The following is a 25,021-nucleotide window of genomic DNA, read 5'->3' as shown; positions in this document are numbered from 1 at the left end:
GTTACGGGTTTCTCAGGATGGGTCCTTCACGCAGGTGGCGGGTGATCCAGACGGCGCGCGTACCCGACATGCCGCTGATCACGTCGTTGAAACTGGCGCCGGCGAAGTAGCGGTCGCGCAGGGCCACCAACAGCCGCGCGCACTGGAAAATGTTGCTCTTCGGGAACCGTAGCAAATTGAACAGGTCTACTTTGACCGTCGGGTCCAGTGCATTGATGCGGGTGCGGAGCTGTGCCTCCACCGGCGGCCGGGCGGCCGGGGTTTCGGGAATTTCGGTCCAGGGTACGGGCGGCGCCGCACCCAGCGACATCGCGAGCAGGAACAGACGGATGCCGCAGGTGCCCGTCGCTTCCGCGGCGAGTTCGGCGAAGTTGCCCAGGCTGTTGTTCAGCGATGCGGCCAGTTGCTGCACGTGCTGCCGCCGGCGATCGGCGGGTTGCCGTAGTGCACCGTCATACACGGTACTGAACAGGAAGCAACCGAATTGCTCGTCACCCGCCGCGAACTGCGTAGCGGCGGCCTGGTAGTAAGCGTTGTGATCGTTGATCAGTTCGCGCGCTACGCCCGGGTTGCCGAGGCCAGGGCCGGGTTGCTGGGAGGCGGCGGCGATCTGCTGCTCCAGGGTGGCATTGGGCGCGACGCTGGCCTGCGCCAACGCGACGCTGGCCTGTTCGGCGTTGCCGGCCCCCAGCACGCGCACCGTGAGGGTGAGCGGTCCGGCGTGGACCGGTTGGTAAGTGGTCTCCCCCTCGTCGCTGCTTTGCACCACCGGCGGGTGATCGCCTTCGCGGAAGGTCCATTCGTAGGTCTGAGCAGCGGCAACTAACGCCGCATCGGTGACAAAGAGAACATAGCTGTTAGGACGGCCCACGACCAACGGAGAAGGAATGAAGGAAACCAATACGCAGCGACCGTCGGTTGCGGTAGCGGCCTGACCCAGATCGGCGGCCGTAAAATTTGCGGGTAAGCGGCTCTCCGTAAGTCGTACTGCCATTGGGTGTTAGGATAAAATGATGCTTCAGGCGACATACCTATATGCTCCTTAGGGCCCGCACGGACTGGTGGGGCCAAAGGGGAGCTAAACGGATTTAACCTTGTTGATCGGGTATATGTAACGTAGAGAGCATACGTCACCTAAGCGTAATATGCGCGTAAAGAGTGAGTCAACCCTCGATCCGCCTAAGGAAATTAGCGGCTATTTCCCGATAATGCAAAGGGAAGCTGGATATTTATATTGGTGGCGCGTTGCTGCATCATAAGCCCCGGTTGGGGCCCTCTAAAGTGGGTTTGAGCTCCACTTTCCCGCCGAAGCACGTCGGTTAGTATTCCGTTTCGGAGGCGCTCACTCCAGGTATGCCAAGCGCCGGAAGCCGACTACCCAGCATGTCCAAAGAAGTGTCGTTTGAACCCGATCGCTGCAGCGGATTCGGGTGGTTGAGTTATCCGGAAGTAGGGCAGAAGTCTTCCGAGCAATAACCCCTGCAGGGCATTAGCCAGATGTTTTAGGCCGTGATCTCCCCGCGTGCGCAATGGATCACAGTCCTGTTCTTTGATTGGTGCCGTCAAGTAGAGAATCATGCGGTGGGCGGAAAAGCTTTTGCTCCGTTTTGAGTTCAAGGCGTCGTGGTTGTATCGTTCATGGCGTTCAGCTACGGCAGATGACGGGCATCTGGCAAGGTGTCCGCCCTGAATATGGGTGTGTTTCGACCCCTACGGTTGCTGCCGGGCCTACCTTGGAATAAATTAAAAGACAACGCGTTGAGCAGAATTAAACACACCTTGAAAATATTGTCCACAAATTGGATCCATCTGGTTGGGTTCATTGTGACGACGTATCTGACTTTAGTATTGTTTGAAATCATTGGAGTCCAGCAAGAAGGCTGGGGTAGTGTTCTGATTTGGAATTTGTTGACCATACCGCTACAGTTCCTCACTTATGGACTGCTGATAATCAGTGGGTTCCTCATAGTGATGGCAGTATTTGATGCTGTTGGCTCTAATATACGGCCCGAAAAAGTCGGATTGATGCTCATTATAGAGTGGGTAGTATTTATTCCGCCAGCGGTCAATTGGGCATTTAGATATGAATATTGGCTATGGTTGGCTTGGGTAATGTCCTTTGCTGTTACCCAATGGATTAGAAAAGGGATGATTGAAAGAATCAATAACAACGCGGTACGGTAACGTTCATCGTGTATACCCCGTAGAACACGCACCAATGACACCATCGCAGGGGCGCCCACCAGTCTCGCCCTTTATGTACCTTCAAACTGCCAGACAGCGGGATCCAGATTGCTCCAGACCGGCCCTGGATTTCTTCAGCAACCAACGCTCATTGACCCATGCATAACTTCCTCATCCTCCTGCTCGCAACCCTGGCCTGGGGAGCTTCTTTCCACCTGGCGGCCCAGGATATCCATATCGTGCCGCGGCCCCAGGAGGTAGTGGTGGGGGAGGGGAGTTTCACCTTGGACGGGGGCATCCCTATCCGGGCCGGGGCGCAAAGCGAGGCGGCGGCGCGGGTCCTGCAGGACGCCATCGGTGAGCGTACGGGCATACGGCTGGCCATCGGTGGGAACGCGGGATCCCGCGCTCCGGCGGTAAAGTTCGAAGTGGATGAAACACTGGGACAAGAAGCCTACCGGCTGATCGTGGGAGGGGAAGGAATCGAGCTCCTTGCCTCCGGTGGTGCCGGTTGGTTCTACGGGGTGCAGAGCCTGCTGCAGCTGCTGCCGGAGACCGACCATTCCGTGGAGTCCTTCCAATTGCCGGCGGTAACCATCAGCGACGCCCCCCGCTTCGCCTGGCGCGCGTTCATGCTCGACGAGGGGCGCTTTTTCAAGGGGTCGGAGCAGGTGAAGCTCCTCCTGGATGAAATGGCGCACCTCAAGATGAATGTATTCCACTGGCACCTGGTCGATGACCAGGGATGGAGGATAGAGATCAAGAAATACCCCCTGCTTACGGAGGTTGGTGGCAAACGGAAGAGCTCACAGGTGGGTCCGCTGAAGTGGGATAGCCCCATCCAGTCGGCCGAGCCGCACGAAGGATTCTATACACAGGACGAAATCCGGGAGATCGTCGCCTACGCCGCAGCGCGGCACATCACGGTGGTGCCGGAAATTGAAATGCCCGGTCACTCCAGCGCTGCCATCGCGGCCTACCCCTGGTTGGGCACCGCGAAGCAGAAGATTGAGGTACCTATTTGGTTCGGGGTCAGTCAGGACGTGTACGACGTAAGCGATCCGAAGGTGGTCCGCTTCCTTACCGACGTGCTCGATGAAGTGGTCAGCCTGTTTCCTTCCCGCGTCATCCACATTGGAGGAGATGAGGTCAAGTACGATCACTGGAAATCTTCGCCCACCGTGCGGGAATACATGGCGAATAACGGGCTGGATACCCCCGCCGAACTCCAGGTGTTCTTTACGAATGGTATCTCCCGCTATCTGGAAAGCAAGGGAAGACGGATGATGGGATGGAACGAGATCATGGGCCACAACCTCCACGATTACCAGGATACGGCGGATACCGAATCCGACCAGGAACTGGCCAGCTCCACCATAGTGCACTTCTGGAAAGGGGATCCGGAGCTGGCCACCCGCGCCGCGGAAAACGGGTTCGAGATCGTCAACTCCCTCCACAGCCGAACTTACCTCGACTACAGCTACGAAAGCATACCCCTGTCGGAAGCGTATGCCTTTGACCCCGTCCCCAAGGAGCTCGATCCCAGCTACCACGACAACATCATCGGCACCGGCTGCCAGATGTGGGGGGAATGGATTCCTACCGACGGGCAGATGCACTTTCTGGTCTTTCCGCGGATAGCGGCCTATGCTGAGGTGGGGTGGACGGAAAAAGAACACAAGAGCTTTGAAGCCTTCAAAGCCGCGCTCCCGAGGCTGCAGCAGCGGTGGATAAGTAAAGGAATCTACTACGCCCCGGATGCGGTGGTCGAAAAGCAGGCGGCCGGAAACTGAGGCCCCTTCACCCAAGGGCAAAGAACCCCAGTTGGTCGATCCAGCATTGGAGAAAGCAGACTGCAATTTGTAATTGATATCGGGGCAGAGAAGCCCGCGATATGAACAGCCCTCTGGGAGAACATTTCGTATCGCGAGTGGACCGCTATACTCGCGGAAAGCTCCTATGCGGTGACGGAAAGTTGAAAAGAGGGTATCAGTATTGTTTATCAATTCGCGTGACAGCGGAATTTACAGCATTATTGTATGACGCATCCCGAATGATGTCACAAGTCCAGGCACCTTCGCATGGTGGTAGAGGGGGGGGAGTAACCCCCCGACAACAACACCAAACTTTGGTCGGGAGCTACGAAATGCTTGACCCTGACCGAGGGAGAGCATACGAGGGGGCTTGAGGTGAATATCGATGTAATGCATGAGCACCTTGATTTTATCCTCCTTTTGAAGTATTTTGGTCAAATGGACACCCCACCGATGGTGCGGAAATTCAGCGCAAATGGACTTGGTGACTCATCGCTATACTCCTTCACTGATCATTGTTTGCCTTTGGCCACCCCGACGTTTGCGCGGCGATGTTTACCTTTACGGAGGCCGCAAAGGAGCATAAGGCTGAACTGCGCGGTCTGTCCACTATGAACTTCCGCACTACCGGTCCTGAGGCATGGTTTCGTTTAGCCCAAGCCACTGGCTGAGGAGCAGGGCTAGAATGCTGTATAATTAATAACCGATTTTTTAATTGGTATTTTAGATTTTAACTATGATGAACAACTACTCGTTTGATATTTTTGACACGCTAATTTCTCGCAAGCTGGCCAATGATAAGGGTGTTTTTGTTACCATGAGAGAAAAACTCAAGGGTAAAACTGAATTGGGTTTACCTGATTTTTTTATTGATGAATTCGTCAACCTCCGAGTACACGCGCAGAAGGTAGCCAATGAGACATGCTCATATCCTGAAATTACGCTTGATGAGGTGTATGCGGCTTTAGGTTCATATATTCCTCAGGTTAAGACTGAGCACCTCCAGGTCCTTCAAAAATTGGAGGAGACAATTGAAATTGAGAATTGTTACCCTATACCAGAAAATGTTTCTAGGGTATTGAAGATTATTGATTCCGGATCTAAAGTCTATCTGATTTCGGATATGTATCTCAGTAAGGGAGTTGTCACGAGTATGCTTAAAAATGCGGACCCTCGCTTGTGTTCTATTCCACTCTATCTTTCTTCTGAACTGAAGATGCGCAAATCTGACGGAGATCTCTTCTATCACGTCTGCAATGATCAGAATATTCAGCCTTCCACGCTTATTCACACGGGGGATAATTTCGACAGCGATTGCATTATGGCCAAACGGGCGGGGGTTAAGTATACCTTTTACCAGGACTCTCTGTTAAGCAAGGTTGAAAAGAGTTACTTCAGGGGAGAACAGAATTTATTCTTGCAACTTTTTGTTGGTGCAAGTAAGCAAACACGCCTGGAAGGTTATGATTTTAAGCCGTCTTACCGACTTGGGGCTAGTTTCGTCGGGCCTATGTTTTATGGGTTTGTTCATAATTCGCTAAAACAGGCAGTAGATGAAGGAATTAAACGGCTTTATTTCCTGGCGCGCGATGGCTATCTTCTAAAGATCATAGCAGAAGAAATTATAGCGTTTTTTCACTACGATATCGAGATCCGGTATTTATACACTTCCAGACAGGCAACGTATTTCGCGTCAATTTTTTGTCTCACCACTAGTTGCTTCAGGTGGATTTTCCAGGAAATGGATAATGCCATATCTTTTAATATTGTCGCAAAACGTTTGCATTTCAAGCCGAATGTACTGATTGATTATCTTGACCCGGATTTGAAGCATTCCCTAGTCAATCACGGCGTAGAGAATAGGCTCACAAACGCGCTGATAAGCCGTTTGCAAAATGAACTCCTGAGTAATTCAGCCCTGAAGGCTGAGGTGGAATCAAAGGCGAGAGTTTACCGTGAGACCGTCGTTTGTTATTTTGAGCAGGAAGGGCTTTTCCAGGGTGAACGTATTGGGTTTGTCGATATAGGGTGGAGGGGGACGCTTCAGGATGCGATATTCAAAATATTGAAAAGCAAAAAAGGTAATGTTAAACTGACATCTTACTATTTGGCGGTAACTTATTTTAGTGCGCATACCTCTGCAGAGAACAGAAGGGTACCCGCCTACATGTTTCCCTCGATTAGACCTGGAAAAGGACCCATCCTGGAACTACTTTTGCAATGCGAACATGGGACAACCTTGCGCTACCAAAAAAACGATGCCGGACGTTGCGAGCCGGTACTGAAAGCCCCTTCCGTGCATCTTGAAACGTGGGGAATGGACGACTATAAAAAAGGTATCCGGACGTTTTCTCGTACGCTCAGTCAATCCCTGGCCGCATACCCCGAAATTGAAACCACTTATGCAGCCATTACACCCATTTTGCTTGAAATGTTAGAGGACGCTACTCCCGAGGTGGCCGCTACACTCGGAGATCTTTATTATAGTGGCAATATTGAGGAATCTAACATTCGTATGTTCGCTCCGCCATTTACTGTTTCACAAGCTTTGAGGTACATAATTTCCAGTAAGAAACAACGAAGTTCCTACACTCAATGGTTTGATGGATCTTACGCGCGGAGCCGGTTACTTCCACGGATTATGATTCAGCTAGACCCCCGCCTTAATTTTTTAAAGATGGTAAAAAAACACGTCAGCCGGGAGGAGTTGATGGAAAAAAGGCAATTTGCAAAACGGTTTGTCAGACTGTATTTAGGTTTTATTCGAAAATAATGTATTCCAATGGTTTTGGATGAAGTAGCCAAGAAGACGACCCCGTTCGGTAATCCTCATTTGAGACCCGCTAATTTTCAATTGCGGGTAATCGCGTGCCCATTCTTATCGTGTACTTGTGCGCGCTTTCCCTAAGCTCCGACCACTCCCAGGTAAAAGTTCGGCCGCCGGCGTGCTTGAATCGGCCTGGACCAGGATTTCGCGGCCCGGGGTAACGATGCTGTTCGCCCGTTGGAGCTACTTCGGAGAGCAAACCAAAGCAGGGGCGGTACTACTATAATCTGGTTGGATTGAGGGATAGGCTTACAGCTACTTGACCGGGTGATGTTAGGTTTCGACCAAATTAGTTGCCTTGAGGCCATCACCTAATCTATCAACTATCTGGAGTCCCTGACTTGCCTGGTCGAGGCGGAAAAGTGGGATATCCTTGACCACAGAGAGATACGGTTTTTGGGTAGGGGGGCATAGCCACCGACTTGGCGGGGAAATACCATGCGCCGGATGGCAGTTTTCCCCTAACTTGATTGTCGTGAATCCCTAGCGGCCCAGCCGGTAATTGAATCTAATACCATGACGGCGAAAAGTATCTTCATAGGCTTGATGCAAATGGCCATCGTCCTGACCGGGGTCGCGGCCATAGTGGCCCTGGCCTGGTTCCCCCTGCTGGAAGGGCGGGCCGCTAACCTGAACCTTCCCGCTATATATCTGGACCCCTTCATTCTCTACGGCTACGCGGCTTCTGCCACCTTTTTCACCGGACTGTACCAGGTATTCCGGTTGCTGGGGTACCTGCGGCGGGATGAATGGCCGTCTCGGAAGTCGCGGCGGGCCCTGAGGATCATCCGCTACTGCGCCATCCTGTCGGCATTTTTGGTCGGTGCAGCCGGACTCTACATCAAAGTAGCACACCACCCTGATGACGATCCGGCCGGCTTCCTGGCCCTTTGCATGATATACGTCGCTGTCTCGGTCGGGGCGGCATTTGCCGCCGCCGGCGCGGAAAGAAAACGGCGGGGCCCGGTGGGTCAAAGGTCCTGACTGGTAGTTCGCCAGGCATACCCGGAATGATGGTTTCCCCGTCACGCCCTAACTTCCACCGAAGCAAGAGAAAATGAAACGTATCCTACTTCTCCTTTTCGGCCTGCTGGTGGCAGGGGTTGCCGCACTCTGGGCGGTCAAGATGGTCGACGTAGCCCCGGGGCGGGAAGTCGGACAGGAGATCGACCAACTGAATGGGGTAGGGGTCTACTACAACGGGGCCGTAGGCACTGTAACGGGCCGCAACACCACCCCGGACGGATACAATTTGGGACTGAAGTACCAATGCGTAGAGTTCGTCAAGCGATATTATTACGAGCACCTCGATCACCGCATGCCCGACAGTTACGGTCACGCCCGGGACTTCTTTGACCCCGCGGTGGCCGACGGCAGCCCCAACAAGCGCAGAAACCTCACGCAGTACACCAATCCCAGCCGGCGCCAACCGCAAGTGGATGATCTGCTGGTCTTTGCCGGCACCGCCTTTAACAAATACGGCCACGTGGCCATCGTTTCCGCCGTGGCCGACGACGAAATAGAGATCATTCAGCAGAACCCCGGTCCGTTGGGAAACTCGCGGGAAACCTATTCCCTCAATCACGCGAACGGAACCTGGTCCATCGGCAACGACCGCATCGTCGGGTGGCTGCGGAAGGAATAGGCAAAGCCCGGGCAGGCGAACCGGCCAGCAATCGTCGCCCCTTATAATTGACCCGATGAACGGGCATGTATAGGTGGTGAGCGTTACCCGAATCGATTTACGCTAGTTTACGCTTCCCCAAAGCGTTGCCCCGGAACAGGATTATTGCTCAGCGTCCGATCCGCAGGTAGCCCTTGCAGTGCATCCAATCCTTCCCGTATTTTATGGCAGGTTACTTTAAATAGTGCTTGCTATGAGACATTCATCCTTTCTCCAGCTCTTGTTATTTGCAGGTTGCCTGATGATCGTGGGGTGCGACAACGACTCCGTGGACCGGGACGCTGAAGCCGAGCAGTTGATGCAGGCCAGTCGCGACTGGTCGAACGCCGCCCAGGCCCGGGACGTAGAAAAAACGCTGGAATTCTGGGCCGAAGACGCGCTGGTTATTACCGCCGGTCAGCCCGATATGCAGGGGCGGGAGGCCATCCGTGGCATGATAGAGGGCTCCTTCGCGGATCCGAATTTCAGCATTAGCTGGGAGCCCGTCAGCGCCAAAATATCGGAGAGTGGGGACATGGGGTACCTGATTGAGGATTCCCGAATGACCATGGCGGATTCCACGGGCAGTCCTGTGGTACAGGAATTCCGGTCGGTGACGATCTGGAAAAAGCAGGCGGACGGCTCCTGGAAAAACGTCGTCGACGTGATGAGCCCGCTGGGGGAGGGATAGCGGATCGTAAATCCGCCTCCGGCTGGATTCGCCCTTTCCCCGGCACCTGCGCGCCGCGCCCTTATATTCGACCTTTCGTAATTTGACCACCCCAAGCAACCGGACCCGATGAAAGAGATTACGGACAGACCAACCTTCGAACTGACCCCCGGGAGTGAGCTGCGCAATTGGCAGGGCAGGAAGGAATGGTTCTTCAACCGCGACGACACCGACCGCTACGAGCAGTACTACGAAGGCCCCTACAAGCGGCAGGAGGTATGGCAGAAGCGCACCCTGGAGCAACTGATCAAGAAGGATGCCCGGGTGAAAACCCTGCTGGAGTTCGGCTGTGGCACCACCCGCTTTACCCGCTGGTGGCACGAGATCGGCATCGAGGCCACGGGGGGCGACATCTCCCCCTTCATGTTGGCCCAGGGGCGGCAGCTCTTCGGCGGCGACCTGGTGATGGCCGATTCCCACCACATGCCCTTCAAGGACCACACCTTTGACGCCCTGGCCTTCGTGACCACCTTTGAGTACTATCAGAATCCCGTACAGGTGATCCGGGAGGCGGTGCGGGTGGGCAAGTACGGGATTGTCTTCGGGATGATGAACCGCAACACCCCCAAGCTGATCCGGCGCAAGGTGCAGCAGGCCATCGGCCGGAACAACTACTACGTGACGGCCACCTTCTACACCCCGAAGACGTTGCAGGCCCTCATCCGTGAGGCCCTGCCCGACCGGGACTACACCATCAGCTGGAACGCCACGGGGCTGCCCAAGTGGTTCCCCACCCAGCAGTGGCGGGTGCCCTACGGCGACTTCTTCGGCTTGCACGTGAAACTGAACGACGTCTGATGGGAGCCTTTGAGGACCAAACCGGGAAGGTGAGCGCGCGGGTTTTCAAGGAAGACCTGCTGCCCCGCTGCGGCGCCCCAAGACCGGAGGTGATCCAGGGGCCTTCCTTTGGCGTGGACACCAGCGTGATCGACCTGGGCAACGGCCTGGCCCTGGCGGTATCGAGCGATCCGCTTTCGCTGATTCCTTCGCTGGGACTGGAGGTCTCCGCCTGGTTGTCGGTCCACCTGCTGGCTAACGACATGAGCACCACGGGCTTTCCGCCGCAGTACGCCCAGTTCGTCCTGAACCTGCCCGCGCGCCTGTCGCGGACGGACTTCAACGCGTACTGGGGCTTCGTGGACCGCCTGTGCAAAGCCCACGGCATTGCCATTACGGGCGGGCACACCGGGCAGTCCGGCGACCAGGAGTCGACCCTCGCCGGTGGCGGCACCATGTTCCTGACCGCTCCGCGCGACAGCATCCTGACCAGCAACGGTGCCCGGGCGGGGGACGCCATCGTGGTCACCAAATCGGCCGCCCTCTCCTCCACCGCCCTGCTGGCGATGGCCTTTCCGGAAACGGTGAAGGACCGGGCCGGCGTAGAGGTACAGCAAAAGGCCGCTGAGAACTTTTGGAAGCTGTCGGTGCTGGAGGAAAGCAGGATCGCCGCGGCCACCCTGACGGCCAACCTGGACCTGCACGGTATGCACGACGTCACCGAAGGCGGGGTGCTGGGGGCCCTGGACGAAATGGCGCAGGCTGCAGGATTGGGGTTTGCGGTTAACCCGGCACTGATCCCGGTGGAGCCGGAAGCGCGGGCCGTGGCCGAAGTGTTCGGCATCGATCCCTTGTTTGCCGTGGGCGCGGGTTCCATGCTCATCGCCGTGGCCCCCGCGGCGGAAGCTGCCCTGGGGAACGCCCTGGCTGCGGCGGGGATTCCGGCAACCGCGGTGGGCCACTTTACCGAAGCGGCAGACAAAACGCTCCTTGCCAACGGTCGCCGGAAAGCGTTCGCCTTCGACGGCAAGGACCCCTACTGGGCGGCATTTTACCAGGCGTACGCAGCGGGATGGAAATGAAACGACCCCACGGCGTCTACCTGGTAGTCGATCCCAAAAGGGATTGGCCGGAACTGCTCCGCCAGCTGGCCCGGGCCCTGGAGGGCGGACTGGGCCTGGTGCAAGTGTGGGACCACTGGACGGAAGGGATCTCGCGGAAGCAACAGCTCGACTTCCTCGGGGAGGTTGCCGCCCGCTGCGGCGAGTACGGGGTGCCGGTGCTCATGCACGAAGACTGGGCGCTGGCCCTTGAGGCGGAATTGCAAGGAGTACACTTTGACGAAATCCCCGCGGACCTGGCTACGATCCGCACGGCCTTGGGCGGAAAAATTATCGGGGTGACGGTCGGCAACGACCCGGTAAAAATAAAACGGGCGGGGGAGCTGGGCGCGGACTACATCAGTTTCTGCGCGGTATTCCCTTCCTCCTCTGTGGGGAGTTGCGAGATCGTCCGCCCCGAAAACATCCGGGCGGCCCGGACCGTCACCGACGTGGCCATCTTCGTGTCGGGCGGCATCCGGCCCGGTAACCTGTCGCGGCTGGCGGGGCTGGACTTCGACGGGGTGGCGGTGATCTCGGGCATCCTGGACGCGGCGGACCCGGCCGCGGCGGTGAACGCTTACCACCTGGCATTACAAAAGTTAAAACCATAAACCCATGCAGAAGGACCTCTTGAACAAGCTATGCTGCCCCTTCGACAAGGGCGACCTGCACGCCCACATCTTCCGGGAAAATGAAAACGGCGATATCCTGGAGGGGCTGCTGATCTGTCCGGCCTGTCGGCGCTATTACCCCATCATATACAGTATCCCGATCATGTCGCCGGACGAATACCGGGAACGGCAACTGGAACTGCCCATCCTGGAGCGCTGGGGACTGAAGGTGGACGCTCACAGCCCGTCCTTCGTGCTGGAGGCGGGGAGCGAGCAGAAACTGCTGGGCTGAGTGCCTCACATCCCCTAGCTTTAGGGTAAACGGGTAATGATGCACTACGGAATACCTTGCTGGATGGTCGCCGCCGTCATCCTCCTTTCTTCCTGCGCGACGCGCCTGGCTTCCTTGCCCGACCAATCCGCAAGCCAGATCGAAGCATCCTACACCGTCTACCGTAACGTCGCCTACGGATCGGATCCCGAGCAGGTGATGGACATCTACCTTTCCGAAACCGCAGCTTCCTACGGGAAGCACAATTACACCATCGTATTCCTGCACGGCGGGGCGTATTACCTGAGCGACAAGGCCAAGGAGGAAAAGTACATCGAGCCCTACCTGCGCAAGGGGCTCAACGTCGTCAACCTGAACTACCGCCTGAAACGCGGCATCGCCACCGCGACGAGCGATCTGCCCCTCGCCCTGAACTTCCTCCAGAACCAAGCTGATGCCTATTCGCTGGAACTCGATCGGGTGATCGTGACCGGATTCTCCGCCGGAGCCCAGATCGCCACCAACGTGGGACTGTCCTGGAACGACCCTTCCTATCCCGACCGGCTGGACCCGGGCACCCGTATTGTCGGCATCATCAACTTTTCCGGGCCGGTGGACCAGCTGGACGTCATCGAGCGGATCTTCGTTGACCACGAATACGAACTGTTCAGCGCGGCCGGAAAAGCCCTGTTCTCCGGTGAAGGCTACGCCGACCCCGAAGCGGTGGCTATCTACGAGCCGGTCAACTACTTCGACCGCCGCGACCCCCCGGTCTTCCTCTGGCACGGTGGACTGGACGACCAGATTCCGCCGGATACCTTCCAGGCCTTCACGGGTAAATTCCGGGCCGGCAGGGACGTGCTGCGCTTCGTCCCGCAGGGCAAGCACAGTCCTACGGACGAGGAACTCGCAGCCGCCTACGCGGAGATTTTCGCCTTTCTGGATGGCCTGCGGCGGTGAAGGGGAGAACCCTTTGCGCTGCGACCGCCTTTACGGGTACAAGACAAAACTGAAAAGATGGAAGTAGTCACCCGGTCCATCATTACCTGTCCGGTCTGCGGGCACCAGCAGGAGGAAGAAATGCCAACGGACGCCTGTCAGTATTTCTACGAGTGTGATAGCTGCCACACGCTGCTGAAGCCAAAGCCGGGAGATTGCTGCGTCTTCTGCAGCTACGGAACGGTGGCGTGTCCGCCCGTCCAGGAGGACCGGAACTGCTGTTAGTCGGCCGGCACCCGCGCGCCGCCGCCCTGGAAGTTGGGCCCTGCCTACTTTAGCCTCTCACAAAAAGTAGACGAGCATGGAAGGACTGAAGGGAAAGAAAGCGATCATCACCGGCGGCAGCCGCGGACTCGGAAAGGCTACGGCCCTGGCCTTTGCACGGGAAGGAATCCACGTGGCCATCACCGGCCGCAACGAGCAGCAACTGAAGGACACGGTGGATGAGCTGAAATCGCACGGGGTGGAAGCGACCTACGCGGCCTTCGACGTAAGCGATTACGAGAGCGTGAAAATGGGCATCGGGAAGATCATGAACCGCTTCGGCGAGGTGGACATCCTGGTGAACAACGCCGGTATCGCGGCCTTCGGCACCGTGCTGGAAATGGAGGCGGAGCAGTGGGCGCGGATCGTACAGACCAACCTCTTGGGGATGTACTACGTAACCCGGGAAGTGCTGCCCCAGCTAGTGGAAAAGAACCAGGGCGACATCTTCAACGTGGCCTCGACCGCGGGGTTGAACGGCAACGCGAAGACCTCAGCCTACTCGGCCTCGAAGTTCGGCGTGATCGGCTTCTCGGAATCCCTCATGAAGGAGGTGCGCAAGCACAACATCCGGGTGACTACCCTGACGCCGAGCACCATTGCCTCGGATATGTCCGTGGAGCTAGGCATTGCCGACCGTGATTCCGCTGACCGCGTGCTGCAGCCCGAAGACTTCGCGGAGCTCATCGTGGCCGGCCTGAAGCTGCCCCGCCGGGCGATGCTGCAGGGGGCCTCGCTGTGGTCTACCAATCCGTAGGGGAGGAGCACAACATCTCAAAGGAACACTGTCGCCGGAGCGACTGTGGTTCGCCCTAGACGATGGGAGCGTGGTGGAGTTCGACGGAGAAGCCTTCCGGCGGATATTTTAGCGGCGGATTGCCCCCTTAACCCCCCTCCTCACATGCACCTTCGCGAAGCCACCCCGTCGGATTACGACGCCGTTTGGGATATTTTTCAAGCCGTCATCCGGACCGGCGATACCTACGTCTATCCCCCCGATACCCCCAGGGCCGACCTGCAGCGGTACTGGTTCGCCGACTATATGCACACCTTCGTGGTCGAAGCGGAGGGGGAAATCCTGGGCACCTACATCCTCAAGGCGAACCAGCCTGGCCTGGGCGACCACGTGGCGGACTGCAGCTACATGGTCGGTGAGCGGGCCCGGGGCCGGGGCGTGGGCAAGCTGATGTGCGAGCACTCCATTGAATTCGCCCACCGCAGCGGCTACCGCGCCATCCAGTTCAACATCGTAGTGAGCACCAACGTGGCGGCGGTGAAGCTGTGGCAGCGGTTCGGCTTCCGCATCATCGGCACCACGCCGCAGGGCTTCCGCCACGCGAAGCGGGGGCTGGTGGATACTTACATCATGTACCGGGAGCTTTACCCGGGGCGGTGGCGCGGCAATGCATAATACTGACCCCGATGAATACCATGCAACCCGACCGCCTCCACCACATCGCCATCATCTGCTCCGACTACGGGCGCTCGAAGCGTTTTTATACTGAGGTGCTGGGCCTCGAGATCGTACGGGAAGTCTACCGCGAGGAAAGCGCCCCGAGGCCCGGGGGTTGCGGCACCTTGCGTTCGGAGTGCAAGACCTGGACCAGTGGGTGGACTACCTGAACCAACGGCAGGTGGAAACGGAACCGGTGCGCGTGGATGAGTTTACGGACCGCCGCTTCACCTTTTTCAACGACCCGGATGGCCTACCCATCGAATTGTACGCCCTGCAGTAGTCGGTTTTCGGGCGTGGACGCGGGTGCCGGAAAAGTCCGAAAAGCGCCAGGTAGGACAGGCTCCCCGGCCCAAACTTTACCACCCGCCAATGTCGGGAAAAGACCTAGCTTAACGCTGGCAGCCCGGGATCTCACCAGCGGGTTGTAAAACGGGATCACCTATGGCACCGTCTGGTCACGCCCTGCACTGGATACTCAACCCCGCCGACCTGGAGGCCCACGCCGCGCTGGTCGATCCGTTCTTTGCGCTGTACGCCCACCCTGACAACTTTCCCGACGAGAACGAGCGGGAAGAGCCCCGCTTCATCCTGCGACGCATCCGGGAGGGTTCGGATAATCCCCACACCCACCTTATCGCCTACACCATCGACGGCAGCGTGCGGGGCGGCGCGATCTTCGAGTATTACCCGCGCAGTGCCTGCTGCATGCTTACCTACCTTTTCGTGGACAAGGCGGTACGTGGCACCGGCATCGCCCGCACCCTCATCGAAACCGACCATGAGCGGGGGATCCCGGCCCTGGTCGAGCACTTCCAATCGCAGGGAAGACCCGTGAAGGCGGTCTTTTTCGAGACGAACAATCCCTTCCTGACCCCGGTCGGGAACGACTCCATGGCCCCTGCCGACCGGCTCACCGCCTTTTACCAGCTGGGTGCCAAACGGGTCGACATCGACTACGTACAGCCCCCGCTGGACAGCGAAAAGGGGCCGGTCACCAATCTTTACCTGTGCACCTTCCCTCGACTGACCGGCGACGTCTTCTTGCTAAGTATCAATACCCTGCTGTGCTTCCTGGTGGAATTTTACCATAGCCTGGAGGCCCTGCGGGGGGATCTTCAAACCGAACTCGATAAAGCAACAACCTGGACGCCGGGAACAGCACCCGGTTTCGAAACCATGGAGATTGAGGGGATGTACGAAAGCCTGCTGCGCAACGCGTACGCCGCTTCCGGAGTCACCTACCTGCAGCAGTTGCCCCGGCAGGAGGCCCCCCAACTGGTGTTCGGACGGGCATCCGTTTGTCTGGAGCTCCTCGTCGACGAGTCGTACTACCGGGCGGGGCTGCGACGGGGAGGTTCGGGGGCCTTTCTTCCCCTGCTGGGTCGAGCCGACAACGCCGATCCGCTGTCGGCCCACCAGCAGAACGACCGATTCTGCGTAGTGACCCACTCCTTCGAGACCGACCTGCTGTCGTACGCCTACCAGTCCGCCCCACCGTTCTACACCCGCTGCTTCAATTTTCCAAAGTTCCGGGAGGTAATGGTCAGGTTCCCCCAGACGGTCACCTTCGTTTCCGAGGGAAGGCAGGAGATGTTTTATGTGTTGGCCGAAGGGGAGCAACAGCAGCACGCTACGGTCAGAACGGTGGCGCGGTGTCGCCGTGGTGGAGAGGTGGTCCACGAGGTGGTCAAGGAGATTCGGCTGAAGGTCTTCCTCAACTACAGCTACTTCTTCAGCAGCGAGATCCGGGTCTGGCACCTGGTATTTTCCGCCATTGAGGGCACCGGGATCGACGAGATCGACCTGATCAAACTGATGAAATTCTTCAGCGGCTCCCAGGAGAGCAAGTCGGAAGGGGAGAAGATTCGCGAGCTCCGGAATATCAAGTTCGTCATCCCGGATCGGGAGGAAAAGGAGTTGAACGTGATGGAGTTATTTGAGGAGCTGTCCGGCATACGCTACGCAAAGCGGCAGGACCACAGCGGTGAAACCGAGCAGCCGGAAAGGCTGTCGATCGACGCCATCCGGACCGGGATCGTAGGGATCGATACGGATTATTGCCGCTTTACCGCGGCGGGGTCGGCAGAAGAAGGTGAACGGATCCGGGAAGTGCTGGCCCAGCTCTTCGAGAACCTGCGCAGCAACGAAGAAGGCAAGAAGGTGAGCTCTCTCGACGTGCAGCGGCAGTACGCACGGAACAAGCACGCGGAATACGTCTTCGAGGCCTTCTGCGGCATCACCCTGGGGATCCTGGACTTCGACCGTATGGGCTTCGAGGAAGTCAGCGATACCCTGATTCCACGCAGCGCTACCGAAAGCTCCTTCCTGACCATCAACCGCGGGGTGCTGTCCTCTTTCGGTTACGGCGATAGCGTGTTCGCGGCTTCCGTCAATACGATCGGCATCAACCCCTACCTGCAGATCCCGAGTGCCGTGCTGGCCCACAACGAATACGTGGTGAATGACGCCTTCGCGAGGAGTCAGGCGGTGCTGGAGGAGGTGATGGGCGACGAGAGCGTGGTCGACATCCGCAAGCTGGAAGCCAGCCGAAAGCAGATCCGCCAACTGCTGAACATCGACTTCCTGCCGAACGTGTTCCAGTACCCGACGGAGCAGGACCTCTTCGAATATGGGTTGATGCACCGCGGCATCCTCGAAAAGCGCACGCGGACGCTGGCCAACCTGGAACAGATCGACAACCTCATCGATGAGAGCAACGCCAACCTGGATCACCGTTACCAGTTTTGGGTGAACGTGTTGCTGATGGTGATCTCCATCTTCCAGATCTACGAGGTGGTCACCGGTCTGATCACCGAGATCGGCGGCCCCCGACTGAATACCTTCCCGATAATGATGAAGTTGGTGGTTTTGCTGGTGCTCATCGCCATCAGCGTGTACATTGCCTACCGCCTGTACCGCAATTCGTCCATTGATGCGGGCAAGCGATTCATTCTGCGCAAGTGACCGACCACCGCCCCCGGAGACCGTCCCTTACGGACCCCGATCAGGCGTGGTGGCCCTAAACAGGTTACCTTCGCACTGCGGACCGTGGGTCAATTGATCCCGGCCGCACGGAGTTGATTAAGGAATAACTGTCAAAGTGTGTCGGGATGAAAGGAGTGATGTTCAATATTTTGGAGGATTTCCTGGAAGATCGGGTGGGAGAAGAAAGGACCGAAAGGATCTTCACAGCGAGCGATATTTCTACCCGCGAACCCTTCGTGGCACCCGGAACTTATCCCGACGGCGACTTCCTCGCTATCATCGGGGAGTCCATCCGCGAACTCGGGTGCACCCAACAGGATTTTATGCGACAACTGGGACATTTTGCCTTTTTCAAGTTAGTGGAACGGTATCCGGTATTCGTAACTCCCTATCAACATCCGAAAGACTTCCTGAAAACCATCGAAAAAGTCGTCCACGTAGAGGTGAAAAAACTGTACACCGATACCTACCTTCCCACCTTCGTATACGAAGAACCTTCGGAGCAGGAATTGATCATTACCTATTACTCCAAGCGCAAGCTGTACCATATGATGGAGGGACTGATCGGTGGCGTGGCCGAATATTTTGATTACACCATCGATCAAACGCACCGCATCTATACCCGGGATGGCGTCGAGTTCTGCGATTTTCACCTAAACTTTGTTCCGGGGAATGGAAAGTGAAGCGGACAAGATCGAGCGGTACCGGAAGAAACTGGAAGTAGCGGAACGCAAGGTCCGGATCCTCGAAGACATGATCGAAGACCGCACCCGTGAGCTGCACCTGAAAAAAGAGGAGAACCTCGAGCTGGAACTCTTTGCCTACCTGACCTCCCACGACCTGCAGGAGCCGCTGCGTACCATCATCAGTTTCGTGGAGATCCTCGAGGAAGACTACAGCGATAAGTTCGAGGGGGAGGCGCGCATGGCCCTCGATTACATCCGCGACGGAGCCGACCGCATGTCGCTGCTGATCAAAAGCCTGTTGCAGTATTCCAAGGTGGGCAAGAACCGCACCAAGAGGATGGTGAACACCAACAAGGTGATGCAGCAAATCATCAACGGCCTCCAGAAATCCATCAGGGAGACGGAAGCCGAGATCAGCTACTCACCCATGCCCCACGTGAACGTCTTCGAAATTGAATGGACGCAGCTGTTTCAGAACCTGATCCACAATGCGATCAAATTCCGCCGCAAAGGAGTGGCTCCCAAAATTCACCTCGGGGTGAAGGAACGGGAAAATGAGTACGAATTCTTCGTGGAAGACAACGGCATCGGGATAGAAGAGCGGTTCAGGGAAAAGATTTTCGTCATCTTCCAACGGCTGCACAGCAACGACGAATATCCGGGCACCGGCATCGGGCTGGCGAATTGCAAGAAGATCGTCGAACTCCATGGGGGTAAGATCTGGTTAGATTCAGAAGTAGGAGTAGGTAGCACCTTTTACTTTACGATCAACAAAAGCCTGGCCACATGACCTCGGAGCGCAAGTTGCTGTCGGTTTTACTGGTGGAGGACAACCCGGCCAACGTGTTCCTGCAAAAAAGAATCATCAGCAAGCTGGGATGCGCCGAGGAGATCACCGTAGCCCGCACCGGCCTGGAAGCCTACGAACTGGTAAAGGAGTGGAAGGACGAACCGGAGCGACTCCCGGACCTCATTTTTCTGGACATCAACCTGCCCGCCATGAACGGTTGGGAGTTCATGGACCGGTACAATGCCCTAGACATACCCGAGGAACAACGCCCCGTCGTACTCATCCTGACTTATTCCGAATACAATAAGGACCGCAAGCGCGCCAACCGGATGCCGGGGGTGAAGGGTTTCTACAACAAGCCCCTCACCGTACCCCTGCTGGAAAGCATGCTCGGAGAATACTTTCCGGATCGCTTTTCCTAGACCACACCCCGCGATCCGAGCCCTGCTGAAAATCCCCCGATCATGCGAATGGCTTTTCTGTTCCTCTGGCTCGTTTGCGGAAAGTGCTACGCTCAGGCCACGCCCGATGATTTGTACCGGGAATTCTCCGCAGCCTACGACCGGCTGGACGCCGCAGCCGTCACCCGCTTGTATCTCGACAGTGCCTACCTGCTGAATCTTTACGACGGTCAGCCCGCCAAATCCTTGCGGGGGCGAGAACGGATCAAAGCCTATTTCGAATCGTTTTTTGCCGGAGTCCGGGAAAGGGACCAAAGGCTCGTACTGACCTTCCGTTTGGTGGACCGCCAGTCGGAAGGTCAGGAACGACTGGACAACGGATACTATCGGCTGGCCGCCGTGGCCGCCGATGGGGAGCCCCTGTTCGTTTCCTACGGAAAGTTTTCCACCGTCGTAAGGCCGACCCCGGTTGGGTACCGTTTCCTCATCGATGCCACCTCGAACGCCGATGCCGCCGAGTTCGACTCGGCCGGAGGGTGGGAGATACCGCCGCGGCAGTAACGAGGTCCGGCGGCCTACCTTAGTGAAACGAGGGCCATGCCCCGCCCAAAAGTGATCTATGCGAATGCCACTCCTGCTACTCTTACTCTGCCTGTTTGGGTCCTGCTGCCTCCAGGCCCAGCAGCGGACCTACTGCAACCCCGTCAATATCGACTACGGCTACACCCCCTTCGAGCGGTTTTCGGTTGAGGGGCGGCACCGGGCCACGGCAGACCCCGTGATCGTCAATTTCCGGGATACGCTCTACCTCTTCTCCACCAATCAGGAAGGCTACTGGTACAGTGCCGATATGCTCGACTGGACGTTCGTCCATCGCCGATTCCTACTCGACGATAAATACACCCACGACCTGAACGCCCCGGCGGCCTGGGTGATGGGGGATTCGCTCTACGTCTACGGCTCCACCTGGGAACTGGACTTCCCCGTCTGGAAAAGCGGCAACCCCACCCGGGATGACTGGGAGATCGCCGTGGATACCCTGAACGTAGGGGCCTGGGACCCGGCCTTCTTCTACGAGGAGGCGGACGACAAGCTGTACCTCTACTGGGGCTCCAGCAACGAGTTCCCGCTGCTGGGTACCGAAATTCACACCCATAACCTTCAGACCACCGGCCTCACCCGGCCCATCATGAAGCTGCACCCCAACGACCACGGCTGGGAGCGTTTCGGGGAGTACAACGACAACGTCTTCCTGGCCCCCTTCGTGGAGGGCGCCTGGGTAACGAAGCACAACGGCAAGTACTACTTCCAGTACGCCGCTCCGGGCACCGAATTTAGCGGCTACGCCGACGGGGTGCTGGTGAGCGACAACCCCCTGGACGGCTTTCGCTACCAGGCGCACAATCCCTTCTCCTACAAGCCGGGCGGCTTCGCGCGCGGGGCCGGGCACGGCGCCACTTTTCAGGACGCGCACGGTCAGTACTGGCACGTATCCACCATCTTCATTTCGGTGAAGAACAACTTCGAGCGGCGGATCGGCATCTGGCCCGCGGGCTTCGACGCCGACGACGTGATGTACTGCAACACGGCCTTCGGCGATTATCCGACCCTCCTGCCCTCGCAGGCCCGGGGGAAGGACTTTACCAAAGGACTATTTGCCGGCTGGATGCTGCTCAACTACAACAAGCCCGTACAGGTCTCCTCCACCCTCGGCGGACTGCACGCCAACTTCGCCGTAGACGAAGACATCAAGACCTACTGGAGCGCCGCTACGGGGGAGGCCGGGGAGTGGCTGCAGACCGACCTTGGAGAGGTGTCTACCATCCACGCCATTCAGGTCAACTACGCCGATCAGGACGCGGAATTCCTGGGCAAGACCCTGGGCAAGAAACACCAGTACGTAATCTACGGCTCCGATAACGGAGAAGATTGGGAAGTGGTGGTCGACAAGCGGGAGAACCAGACGGACGTACCCCACGACTACGTCGAACTACCCGAACCCGTGACCTACCGCTACCTCAAACTGGAGAACCGCGCCATGCCGACGGGCAAGTTTGCCATCAGCGGTTTCCGGGTATTCGGGAAGGGGGCCGGTGAAGTGCCCGACCCCGTGCAGCACTTCGTCGTGCTGCGCTCCCCCCCGGACCGGGCCGGCAACCGACTGGCCTCATGGCTCAAGTGGCAAAAGAACCCGCTGGCCGACGGCTACAACATCTACTTCGGCAAGGACCCGGAGAAGCTGTACGGCAGCATCATGGTGTACGGCGACAATGGCTACTTTTTCACCGGCATGGACCGCGCCGATACCTACTACTTCCAGATCGAAGCCTTCAACGCCAGCGGGATTTCGGAGCGGTCGGAAATACAAAAGGTAGACTAGCACGCGAGTAGAATACCACCGTCCAACGGTGCACCCCCCCGAAATGGAGATAATCACAGCAACGGAAGCGCACCTGCCCGCCCTGGCCGAAATGGCGGTGGCCCTGTGGCCGGAAACGTCCTACGCGGGCGAACTGGCGGCCGCACGGGACATTCTGGCCGACCCGTACCAGGACCAACTGATCGCGCTAGCCGGTGAGGCGGCCATAGGATTCGTTCAACTTTCCCTGCGGACCGATTACGTGGAAGGTGCCACCTCCTTGCCCGTCGCCTACATCGAAGGCGTGTACGTGTCTCCCGCGTGGCGCGGGCGGGGCGTGGGTCGCGCCCTGGTGCAACATGCGGAGATCTGGGGCCGCGAAAAGGGCTGCACCGAGATTGCTTCCGATACCGAGTGGACGAACCGGGACAGCATCGCCTTCCACGGCGCGGCCGGGTTCCGGGAAGTGAAGCGGGTGGTATGCTTCGTAAAATCCATCGACCGTCCAACGGGGGGTCATTCCCGCCCGGAGGAGGACGCACCCCCAGATTAGGGTTTGCTGGGGAAACCGAAGGCCACTGCGCAACCACGTTCTCTGGCACCTGCGCTCCGCCGCCCGGGGGAGTTTCCGCGGTCAGGCCCTGTTTTTCATGAGGGCTCGTCAGCGGGTGCCGGGGCTGTGGAGGAAAAAGCTTAGTTTAATGGTTGGCAAACCGCAGCCCCCGCCGCAGGGGGCAGGCAAGTGGTGGCCTGCACAAAAACAACCGGCATGAAAAACACGATCCAACTACTCCTCCTCGCCCTGATCCTTACCGGCTGCAACGCCGAGCAGGAAACCGACGAACGCGTCACCGCGGTATCCGAAACCGAAACCGAAGCCGCACCCATGGCGGAGGACCCTGCCAACTACCAGGACATCAACTCCGACGAAGCGCTCGTGGAAACGGCCCTGCTGGCGGCTCCCGAGGCCAGCCGGGCCGGCGCCAAGGTCATCGGCTACAATATGGCCGGTGAGTTCGTCACGCTCCGCGAGGGCACCAACGAATTCGTCTGCCTGGCCGACGATCCCAAGCAGGACGGCTTCAATGCCGCTTGTTATCACAAGGACCTGGAACCCTTCATGGCCCGCGGCCGGGAACTGAAGGCGGAAGGGAAGAGCGCCCAGGACATCTTTGCGATGCGGGAAGACGAGGTGAAGTCCAACAAACTGAGCATGGGCAAAGCGGGCTCCACCCTGCACATCTACTACGGACCCGAAGCTCGGTACAACCCGGAAACGGGCAAGGTAGCCGGCGCGCAGTACCGCTACGTGGTGTACATGCCTTACGCCACGGCGGAGAGTACGGGGCTGCCGGAATCTCCCATTGCCCCCAACCACCCCTGGATCATGGACCCCGGTACGCACCGGGCGCACATCATGATCTCGCCGCTGGCGGGGGAGGAGTAGCGATTTTGTGGGATGGCTGTTTTCCACCGATTCGTTTTTACGACTTATCGCGGATTGTGGCCCACGCGTCGCATGGGTAGTCCGCGGGGAGTCGGTGAAACCAAACCCGTGTAATCTGTGGTAAACCAAAGCCTCTGAAGGAAGCAAGACGGACCCCGATACTTTCCCTATCCTTGCCCGATGTACCGCCCCCTGTTTCCCCCCCTGCTCCTTTGCCTTTGTTCGTGGACGCTGTCCGCCCAGCTGATCCTGCGGATCAGCGAGTTGCCCGCCACTACTCCCGATCCCGTGACCCTTTACGTAGCCGGCAGTTTCAACGGCTGGACACCGGGGAACGCGGACTACCAAATGATGCAGAACGCCGATGGGAAGTGGGAACTGCGCCTCGACCTGGCGGCCGACACTTACGAGTACAAGATCACCCGAGGCGACTGGGCCACGGTGGAAGGCACCGCTCAGGGAAATAACCGGCCGAACCGCAGCGTAACTTATACTGGTGGCGAGCAGGTCGAAGCAGTAGCTATCGCCGGCTGGGAAGACGGCGGCGGGGGCGGCGCCCAACTCTCCACCGCCGCGGAGAATGTGATCGTACTGGATTCCGCCTTTTACCTGCCGCAACTGGATCGCTACCGGCGGATCGTGATGTACCTGCCGCCCGACTATGCGGACGACGACCGTCGGTACCCCGTGCTGTACATGCACGACGGACAGAACCTGTTCGACGAGGCCACCAGTTTTTCCGGAGAATGGCGGGTGGATGAAACCCTGAACGCACTGTACGCCGCGGGCGACCCCGGGGTAATCGTGGTAGGAATAGACAATGGCGGTGCGGAGCGCATCAACGAACTGACGCCCTACGCCAACGCGCGTTACGGCGGAGGGCGGGGAGCGGAATACGTCGACTTTATCGTCGAGACGCTAAAGCCCTACGTGGACACCCATTTCCGTACCCGGGACAACGCCGAAAACACGGGAATCATGGGCTCCAGTCTGGGCGGACTGCTCTCGCTGTACGCCGCCGCCCGGCATCCCGATGTCTTCGGGCGGGCGGGCGTTTTCTCTCCGAGCCTGTGGTACACCGGGGATATTTACGACTTCGTGGCCGAAGCCGGCCGTCGGGCGCCGCAACGCTACTTCCTGCTGGCGGGCTACAAAGAGAATTCCGGCAGCAACAACGTCACGGGTGATGTGCTTCGCATGGCGCAAGTACTGCGGGAGGCCGGCTTCGGGACCAGCGAACTGCGGACCGAACTACACGCCGATGGCCAGCACGCCGAGTGGTATTGGGCCCGAGAATTCGAGGATGCCTACCGGTGGCTGTTCGCGGAGATGCCCAATCGGGTTGCCCGCCTGCAAGCCGAGCCACTGCGCCTGTGGCCGACGCTGTCCCGCGATACGCTCAATGTCGACCTGCCAGGCACCGGCCCTTATCGCGGGTGGGTGTACGATCAGCATGGCCGCACCGTACGCAGGGTGCAACTCACCGACGGACGGCTATTGATCGGCGACCTGTCGCCCGGAGTGTACTGGTTGCGCCTCCGATCGGGCCGAAAGGAGTGGACGGGCCAGTTTTTCAGGGTGGAGTAGGGGGCAGTTGCGCGAAGATAGAAGTTACTTTGAAGGAGCCCCGCCCGATCGGAAAGGGCTACTGCAG

General features: G+C 58.1%; 23 protein-coding genes and 1 pseudogene. 23 read left to right on the top strand and 1 reads right to left on the bottom strand.

Features of this window, described 5'->3' with window-relative positions; translation table 11 throughout:
• Position 1: 1 nt before the first annotated feature.
• Positions 2-994 (bottom strand): hypothetical protein, encoded by a 993-nt coding sequence (locus E4021_RS16150; RefSeq protein WP_136460416.1) that lies wholly within the window; start codon positions 992-994, stop codon positions 2-4.
• A gap of 1,348 nt (positions 995-2,342) precedes the next feature.
• Here E4021_RS16150 and E4021_RS16145 point away from each other — a divergent pair.
• From E4021_RS16145 to E4021_RS16035, 23 genes and pseudogenes are all read left to right on the top strand, one after another.
• Complete coding sequence (locus E4021_RS16145) at positions 2,343-3,977, top strand: beta-N-acetylhexosaminidase (RefSeq protein ID WP_136460415.1); 1,635 nt, start codon at positions 2,343-2,345, stop codon at positions 3,975-3,977.
• 757 nt (positions 3,978-4,734) lie between these two features.
• Complete coding sequence (locus E4021_RS16140) at positions 4,735-6,771, top strand: HAD family hydrolase (protein ID WP_136460414.1); 2,037 nt, start codon at positions 4,735-4,737, stop codon at positions 6,769-6,771.
• A gap of 570 nt (positions 6,772-7,341) precedes the next feature.
• The gene (locus tag E4021_RS16135; protein ID WP_211097050.1) at positions 7,342-7,809 is read left to right on the top strand and encodes a DUF2975 domain-containing protein; all 468 of its coding nucleotides are present in this window, start codon (positions 7,342-7,344) and stop codon (positions 7,807-7,809) included.
• A 73-nt stretch (positions 7,810-7,882) separates the two neighbouring features.
• Positions 7,883-8,470 carry a CHAP domain-containing protein gene (locus E4021_RS16130; protein WP_136460413.1) on the top strand — a complete coding sequence of 196 codons (588 nt, stop codon included), beginning with the start codon at positions 7,883-7,885 and terminating at the stop codon, positions 8,468-8,470.
• A gap of 232 nt (positions 8,471-8,702) precedes the next feature.
• On the top strand, positions 8,703-9,179 hold the full coding sequence (locus E4021_RS16125) for a YybH family protein (RefSeq protein WP_136460412.1): 477 nt from the start codon (positions 8,703-8,705) through the stop codon (positions 9,177-9,179).
• A 108-nt stretch (positions 9,180-9,287) separates the two neighbouring features.
• On the top strand, positions 9,288-10,016 hold the full coding sequence (locus E4021_RS16120; RefSeq protein ID WP_136460411.1) for a class I SAM-dependent methyltransferase: 729 nt from the start codon (positions 9,288-9,290) through the stop codon (positions 10,014-10,016).
• Positions 10,016-11,077, top strand: a complete 1,062-nt coding sequence (locus E4021_RS16115; protein ID WP_136460410.1) for an AIR synthase-related protein — start codon at positions 10,016-10,018, stop codon at positions 11,075-11,077. Before E4021_RS16120 ends, E4021_RS16115 begins: the two co-directional genes overlap by 1 nt.
• A complete protein-coding gene (locus tag E4021_RS16110; RefSeq protein WP_168797655.1) occupies positions 11,074-11,709 on the top strand; it encodes a thiamine phosphate synthase in 636 nt (211 codons plus the stop codon). The genes E4021_RS16115 and E4021_RS16110 overlap by 4 nt, the downstream gene beginning before the upstream one ends.
• A 4-nt stretch (positions 11,710-11,713) precedes the next feature.
• Complete coding sequence (locus E4021_RS16105) at positions 11,714-12,001, top strand: Trm112 family protein (RefSeq protein WP_136460408.1); 288 nt, start codon at positions 11,714-11,716, stop codon at positions 11,999-12,001.
• 63 nt (positions 12,002-12,064) lie between these two features.
• Entirely contained in the window at positions 12,065-12,940 is an 876-nt protein-coding gene (locus E4021_RS16100; RefSeq protein ID WP_168797654.1) for an alpha/beta hydrolase, read from the top strand.
• A gap of 57 nt (positions 12,941-12,997) precedes the next feature.
• Positions 12,998-13,204, top strand: a complete 207-nt coding sequence (locus E4021_RS16095; protein ID WP_136460406.1) for a GDCCVxC domain-containing (seleno)protein — start codon at positions 12,998-13,000, stop codon at positions 13,202-13,204.
• A gap of 76 nt (positions 13,205-13,280) precedes the next feature.
• On the top strand, positions 13,281-14,000 hold the full coding sequence (locus tag E4021_RS16090; RefSeq protein ID WP_136460405.1) for a 3-ketoacyl-ACP reductase: 720 nt from the start codon (positions 13,281-13,283) through the stop codon (positions 13,998-14,000).
• A 144-nt stretch (positions 14,001-14,144) separates the two neighbouring features.
• Positions 14,145-14,654, top strand: a complete 510-nt coding sequence (locus E4021_RS16085; RefSeq protein ID WP_136460404.1) for a GNAT family N-acetyltransferase — start codon at positions 14,145-14,147, stop codon at positions 14,652-14,654.
• Positions 14,655-14,674: 20 nt separating this feature from the next.
• A pseudogene (locus E4021_RS18625) lies at positions 14,675-14,979 on the top strand (VOC family protein).
• Positions 14,980-15,140: 161 nt separating this feature from the next.
• Complete coding sequence (locus E4021_RS16075) at positions 15,141-17,663, top strand: GNAT family N-acetyltransferase (protein WP_136460403.1); 2,523 nt, start codon at positions 15,141-15,143, stop codon at positions 17,661-17,663.
• 146 nt (positions 17,664-17,809) lie between these two features.
• Positions 17,810-18,367 (top strand): heme NO-binding domain-containing protein, encoded by a 558-nt coding sequence (locus E4021_RS16070; protein ID WP_136460402.1) that lies wholly within the window; start codon positions 17,810-17,812, stop codon positions 18,365-18,367.
• Complete coding sequence (locus E4021_RS16065; protein ID WP_136460401.1) at positions 18,357-19,160, top strand: sensor histidine kinase; 804 nt, start codon at positions 18,357-18,359, stop codon at positions 19,158-19,160. The genes E4021_RS16070 and E4021_RS16065 overlap by 11 nt, the downstream gene beginning before the upstream one ends.
• Positions 19,157-19,582 carry a response regulator gene (locus E4021_RS16060; RefSeq protein ID WP_136460400.1) on the top strand — a complete coding sequence of 142 codons (426 nt, stop codon included), beginning with the start codon at positions 19,157-19,159 and terminating at the stop codon, positions 19,580-19,582. Before E4021_RS16065 ends, E4021_RS16060 begins: the two co-directional genes overlap by 4 nt.
• A gap of 42 nt (positions 19,583-19,624) precedes the next feature.
• Positions 19,625-20,122: a YybH family protein gene (locus E4021_RS16055; RefSeq protein WP_136460399.1), complete on the top strand. Its 498-nt coding sequence runs from the start codon at positions 19,625-19,627 to the stop codon at positions 20,120-20,122.
• A gap of 64 nt (positions 20,123-20,186) precedes the next feature.
• Positions 20,187-21,941, top strand: a complete 1,755-nt coding sequence (locus E4021_RS16050; protein ID WP_246050316.1) for a discoidin domain-containing protein — start codon at positions 20,187-20,189, stop codon at positions 21,939-21,941.
• A 43-nt stretch (positions 21,942-21,984) separates the two neighbouring features.
• Positions 21,985-22,473 carry an aminoglycoside 6'-N-acetyltransferase gene (gene aac(6') / locus E4021_RS16045; RefSeq protein ID WP_136460397.1) on the top strand — a complete coding sequence of 163 codons (489 nt, stop codon included), beginning with the start codon at positions 21,985-21,987 and terminating at the stop codon, positions 22,471-22,473.
• Positions 22,474-22,689: 216 nt separating this feature from the next.
• On the top strand, positions 22,690-23,367 hold the full coding sequence (locus E4021_RS16040) for a hypothetical protein (protein WP_136460396.1): 678 nt from the start codon (positions 22,690-22,692) through the stop codon (positions 23,365-23,367).
• Positions 23,368-23,547: 180 nt separating this feature from the next.
• Complete coding sequence (locus tag E4021_RS16035) at positions 23,548-24,954, top strand: alpha/beta hydrolase (protein WP_136460395.1); 1,407 nt, start codon at positions 23,548-23,550, stop codon at positions 24,952-24,954.
• The last annotated feature ends 67 nt before the right edge of the window (positions 24,955-25,021 follow it).

Source organism: Neolewinella litorea, from assembly GCF_004803465.1.
GTDB classification, from domain to species: domain Bacteria; phylum Bacteroidota; class Bacteroidia; order Chitinophagales; family Saprospiraceae; genus Neolewinella; species Neolewinella litorea.
This window is presented reverse-complemented; position numbering and strand designations above follow the sequence as displayed.

Bases quoted from the DNA above. Each gene is read 5' to 3' on its own strand.
- E4021_RS16090 (WP_136460405.1), top strand. From the start codon at position 13,281: ATGGAAGGACTGAAGGGAAAGAAAGCGATCATCACCGGCGGCAGCCGC.
- E4021_RS16065 (WP_136460401.1), top strand. From the start codon at position 18,357: ATGGAAAGTGAAGCGGACAAGATCGAGCGGTACCGGAAGAAACTGGAA.
- E4021_RS16110 (WP_168797655.1), top strand. From the start codon at position 11,074: ATGAAACGACCCCACGGCGTCTACCTGGTAGTCGATCCCAAAAGGGAT.
- E4021_RS16095 (WP_136460406.1), top strand. From the start codon at position 12,998: ATGGAAGTAGTCACCCGGTCCATCATTACCTGTCCGGTCTGCGGGCAC.
- E4021_RS16050 (WP_246050316.1), top strand. From the start codon at position 20,187: ATGCCACTCCTGCTACTCTTACTCTGCCTGTTTGGGTCCTGCTGCCTC.
- E4021_RS16125 (WP_136460412.1), top strand. From the start codon at position 8,703: ATGAGACATTCATCCTTTCTCCAGCTCTTGTTATTTGCAGGTTGCCTG.
- E4021_RS16070 (WP_136460402.1), top strand. From the start codon at position 17,810: ATGAAAGGAGTGATGTTCAATATTTTGGAGGATTTCCTGGAAGATCGG.
- E4021_RS16105 (WP_136460408.1), top strand. From the start codon at position 11,714: ATGCAGAAGGACCTCTTGAACAAGCTATGCTGCCCCTTCGACAAGGGC.
- E4021_RS16150 (WP_136460416.1), bottom strand. From the start codon at position 994: ATGGCAGTACGACTTACGGAGAGCCGCTTACCCGCAAATTTTACGGCC.
- E4021_RS16100 (WP_168797654.1), top strand. From the start codon at position 12,065: ATGGTCGCCGCCGTCATCCTCCTTTCTTCCTGCGCGACGCGCCTGGCT.
- E4021_RS16035 (WP_136460395.1), top strand. From the start codon at position 23,548: ATGTACCGCCCCCTGTTTCCCCCCCTGCTCCTTTGCCTTTGTTCGTGG.
- E4021_RS16140 (WP_136460414.1), top strand. From the start codon at position 4,735: ATGATGAACAACTACTCGTTTGATATTTTTGACACGCTAATTTCTCGC.
- E4021_RS16075 (WP_136460403.1), top strand. From the start codon at position 15,141: ATGGCACCGTCTGGTCACGCCCTGCACTGGATACTCAACCCCGCCGAC.
- E4021_RS16120 (WP_136460411.1), top strand. From the start codon at position 9,288: ATGAAAGAGATTACGGACAGACCAACCTTCGAACTGACCCCCGGGAGT.
- E4021_RS16055 (WP_136460399.1), top strand. From the start codon at position 19,625: ATGCGAATGGCTTTTCTGTTCCTCTGGCTCGTTTGCGGAAAGTGCTAC.
- E4021_RS16085 (WP_136460404.1), top strand. From the start codon at position 14,145: ATGCACCTTCGCGAAGCCACCCCGTCGGATTACGACGCCGTTTGGGAT.
- E4021_RS16040 (WP_136460396.1), top strand. From the start codon at position 22,690: ATGAAAAACACGATCCAACTACTCCTCCTCGCCCTGATCCTTACCGGC.
- E4021_RS16060 (WP_136460400.1), top strand. From the start codon at position 19,157: ATGACCTCGGAGCGCAAGTTGCTGTCGGTTTTACTGGTGGAGGACAAC.
- E4021_RS16135 (WP_211097050.1), top strand. From the start codon at position 7,342: ATGACGGCGAAAAGTATCTTCATAGGCTTGATGCAAATGGCCATCGTC.
- E4021_RS16130 (WP_136460413.1), top strand. From the start codon at position 7,883: ATGAAACGTATCCTACTTCTCCTTTTCGGCCTGCTGGTGGCAGGGGTT.
- E4021_RS16145 (WP_136460415.1), top strand. From the start codon at position 2,343: ATGCATAACTTCCTCATCCTCCTGCTCGCAACCCTGGCCTGGGGAGCT.
- E4021_RS16115 (WP_136460410.1), top strand. From the start codon at position 10,016: ATGGGAGCCTTTGAGGACCAAACCGGGAAGGTGAGCGCGCGGGTTTTC.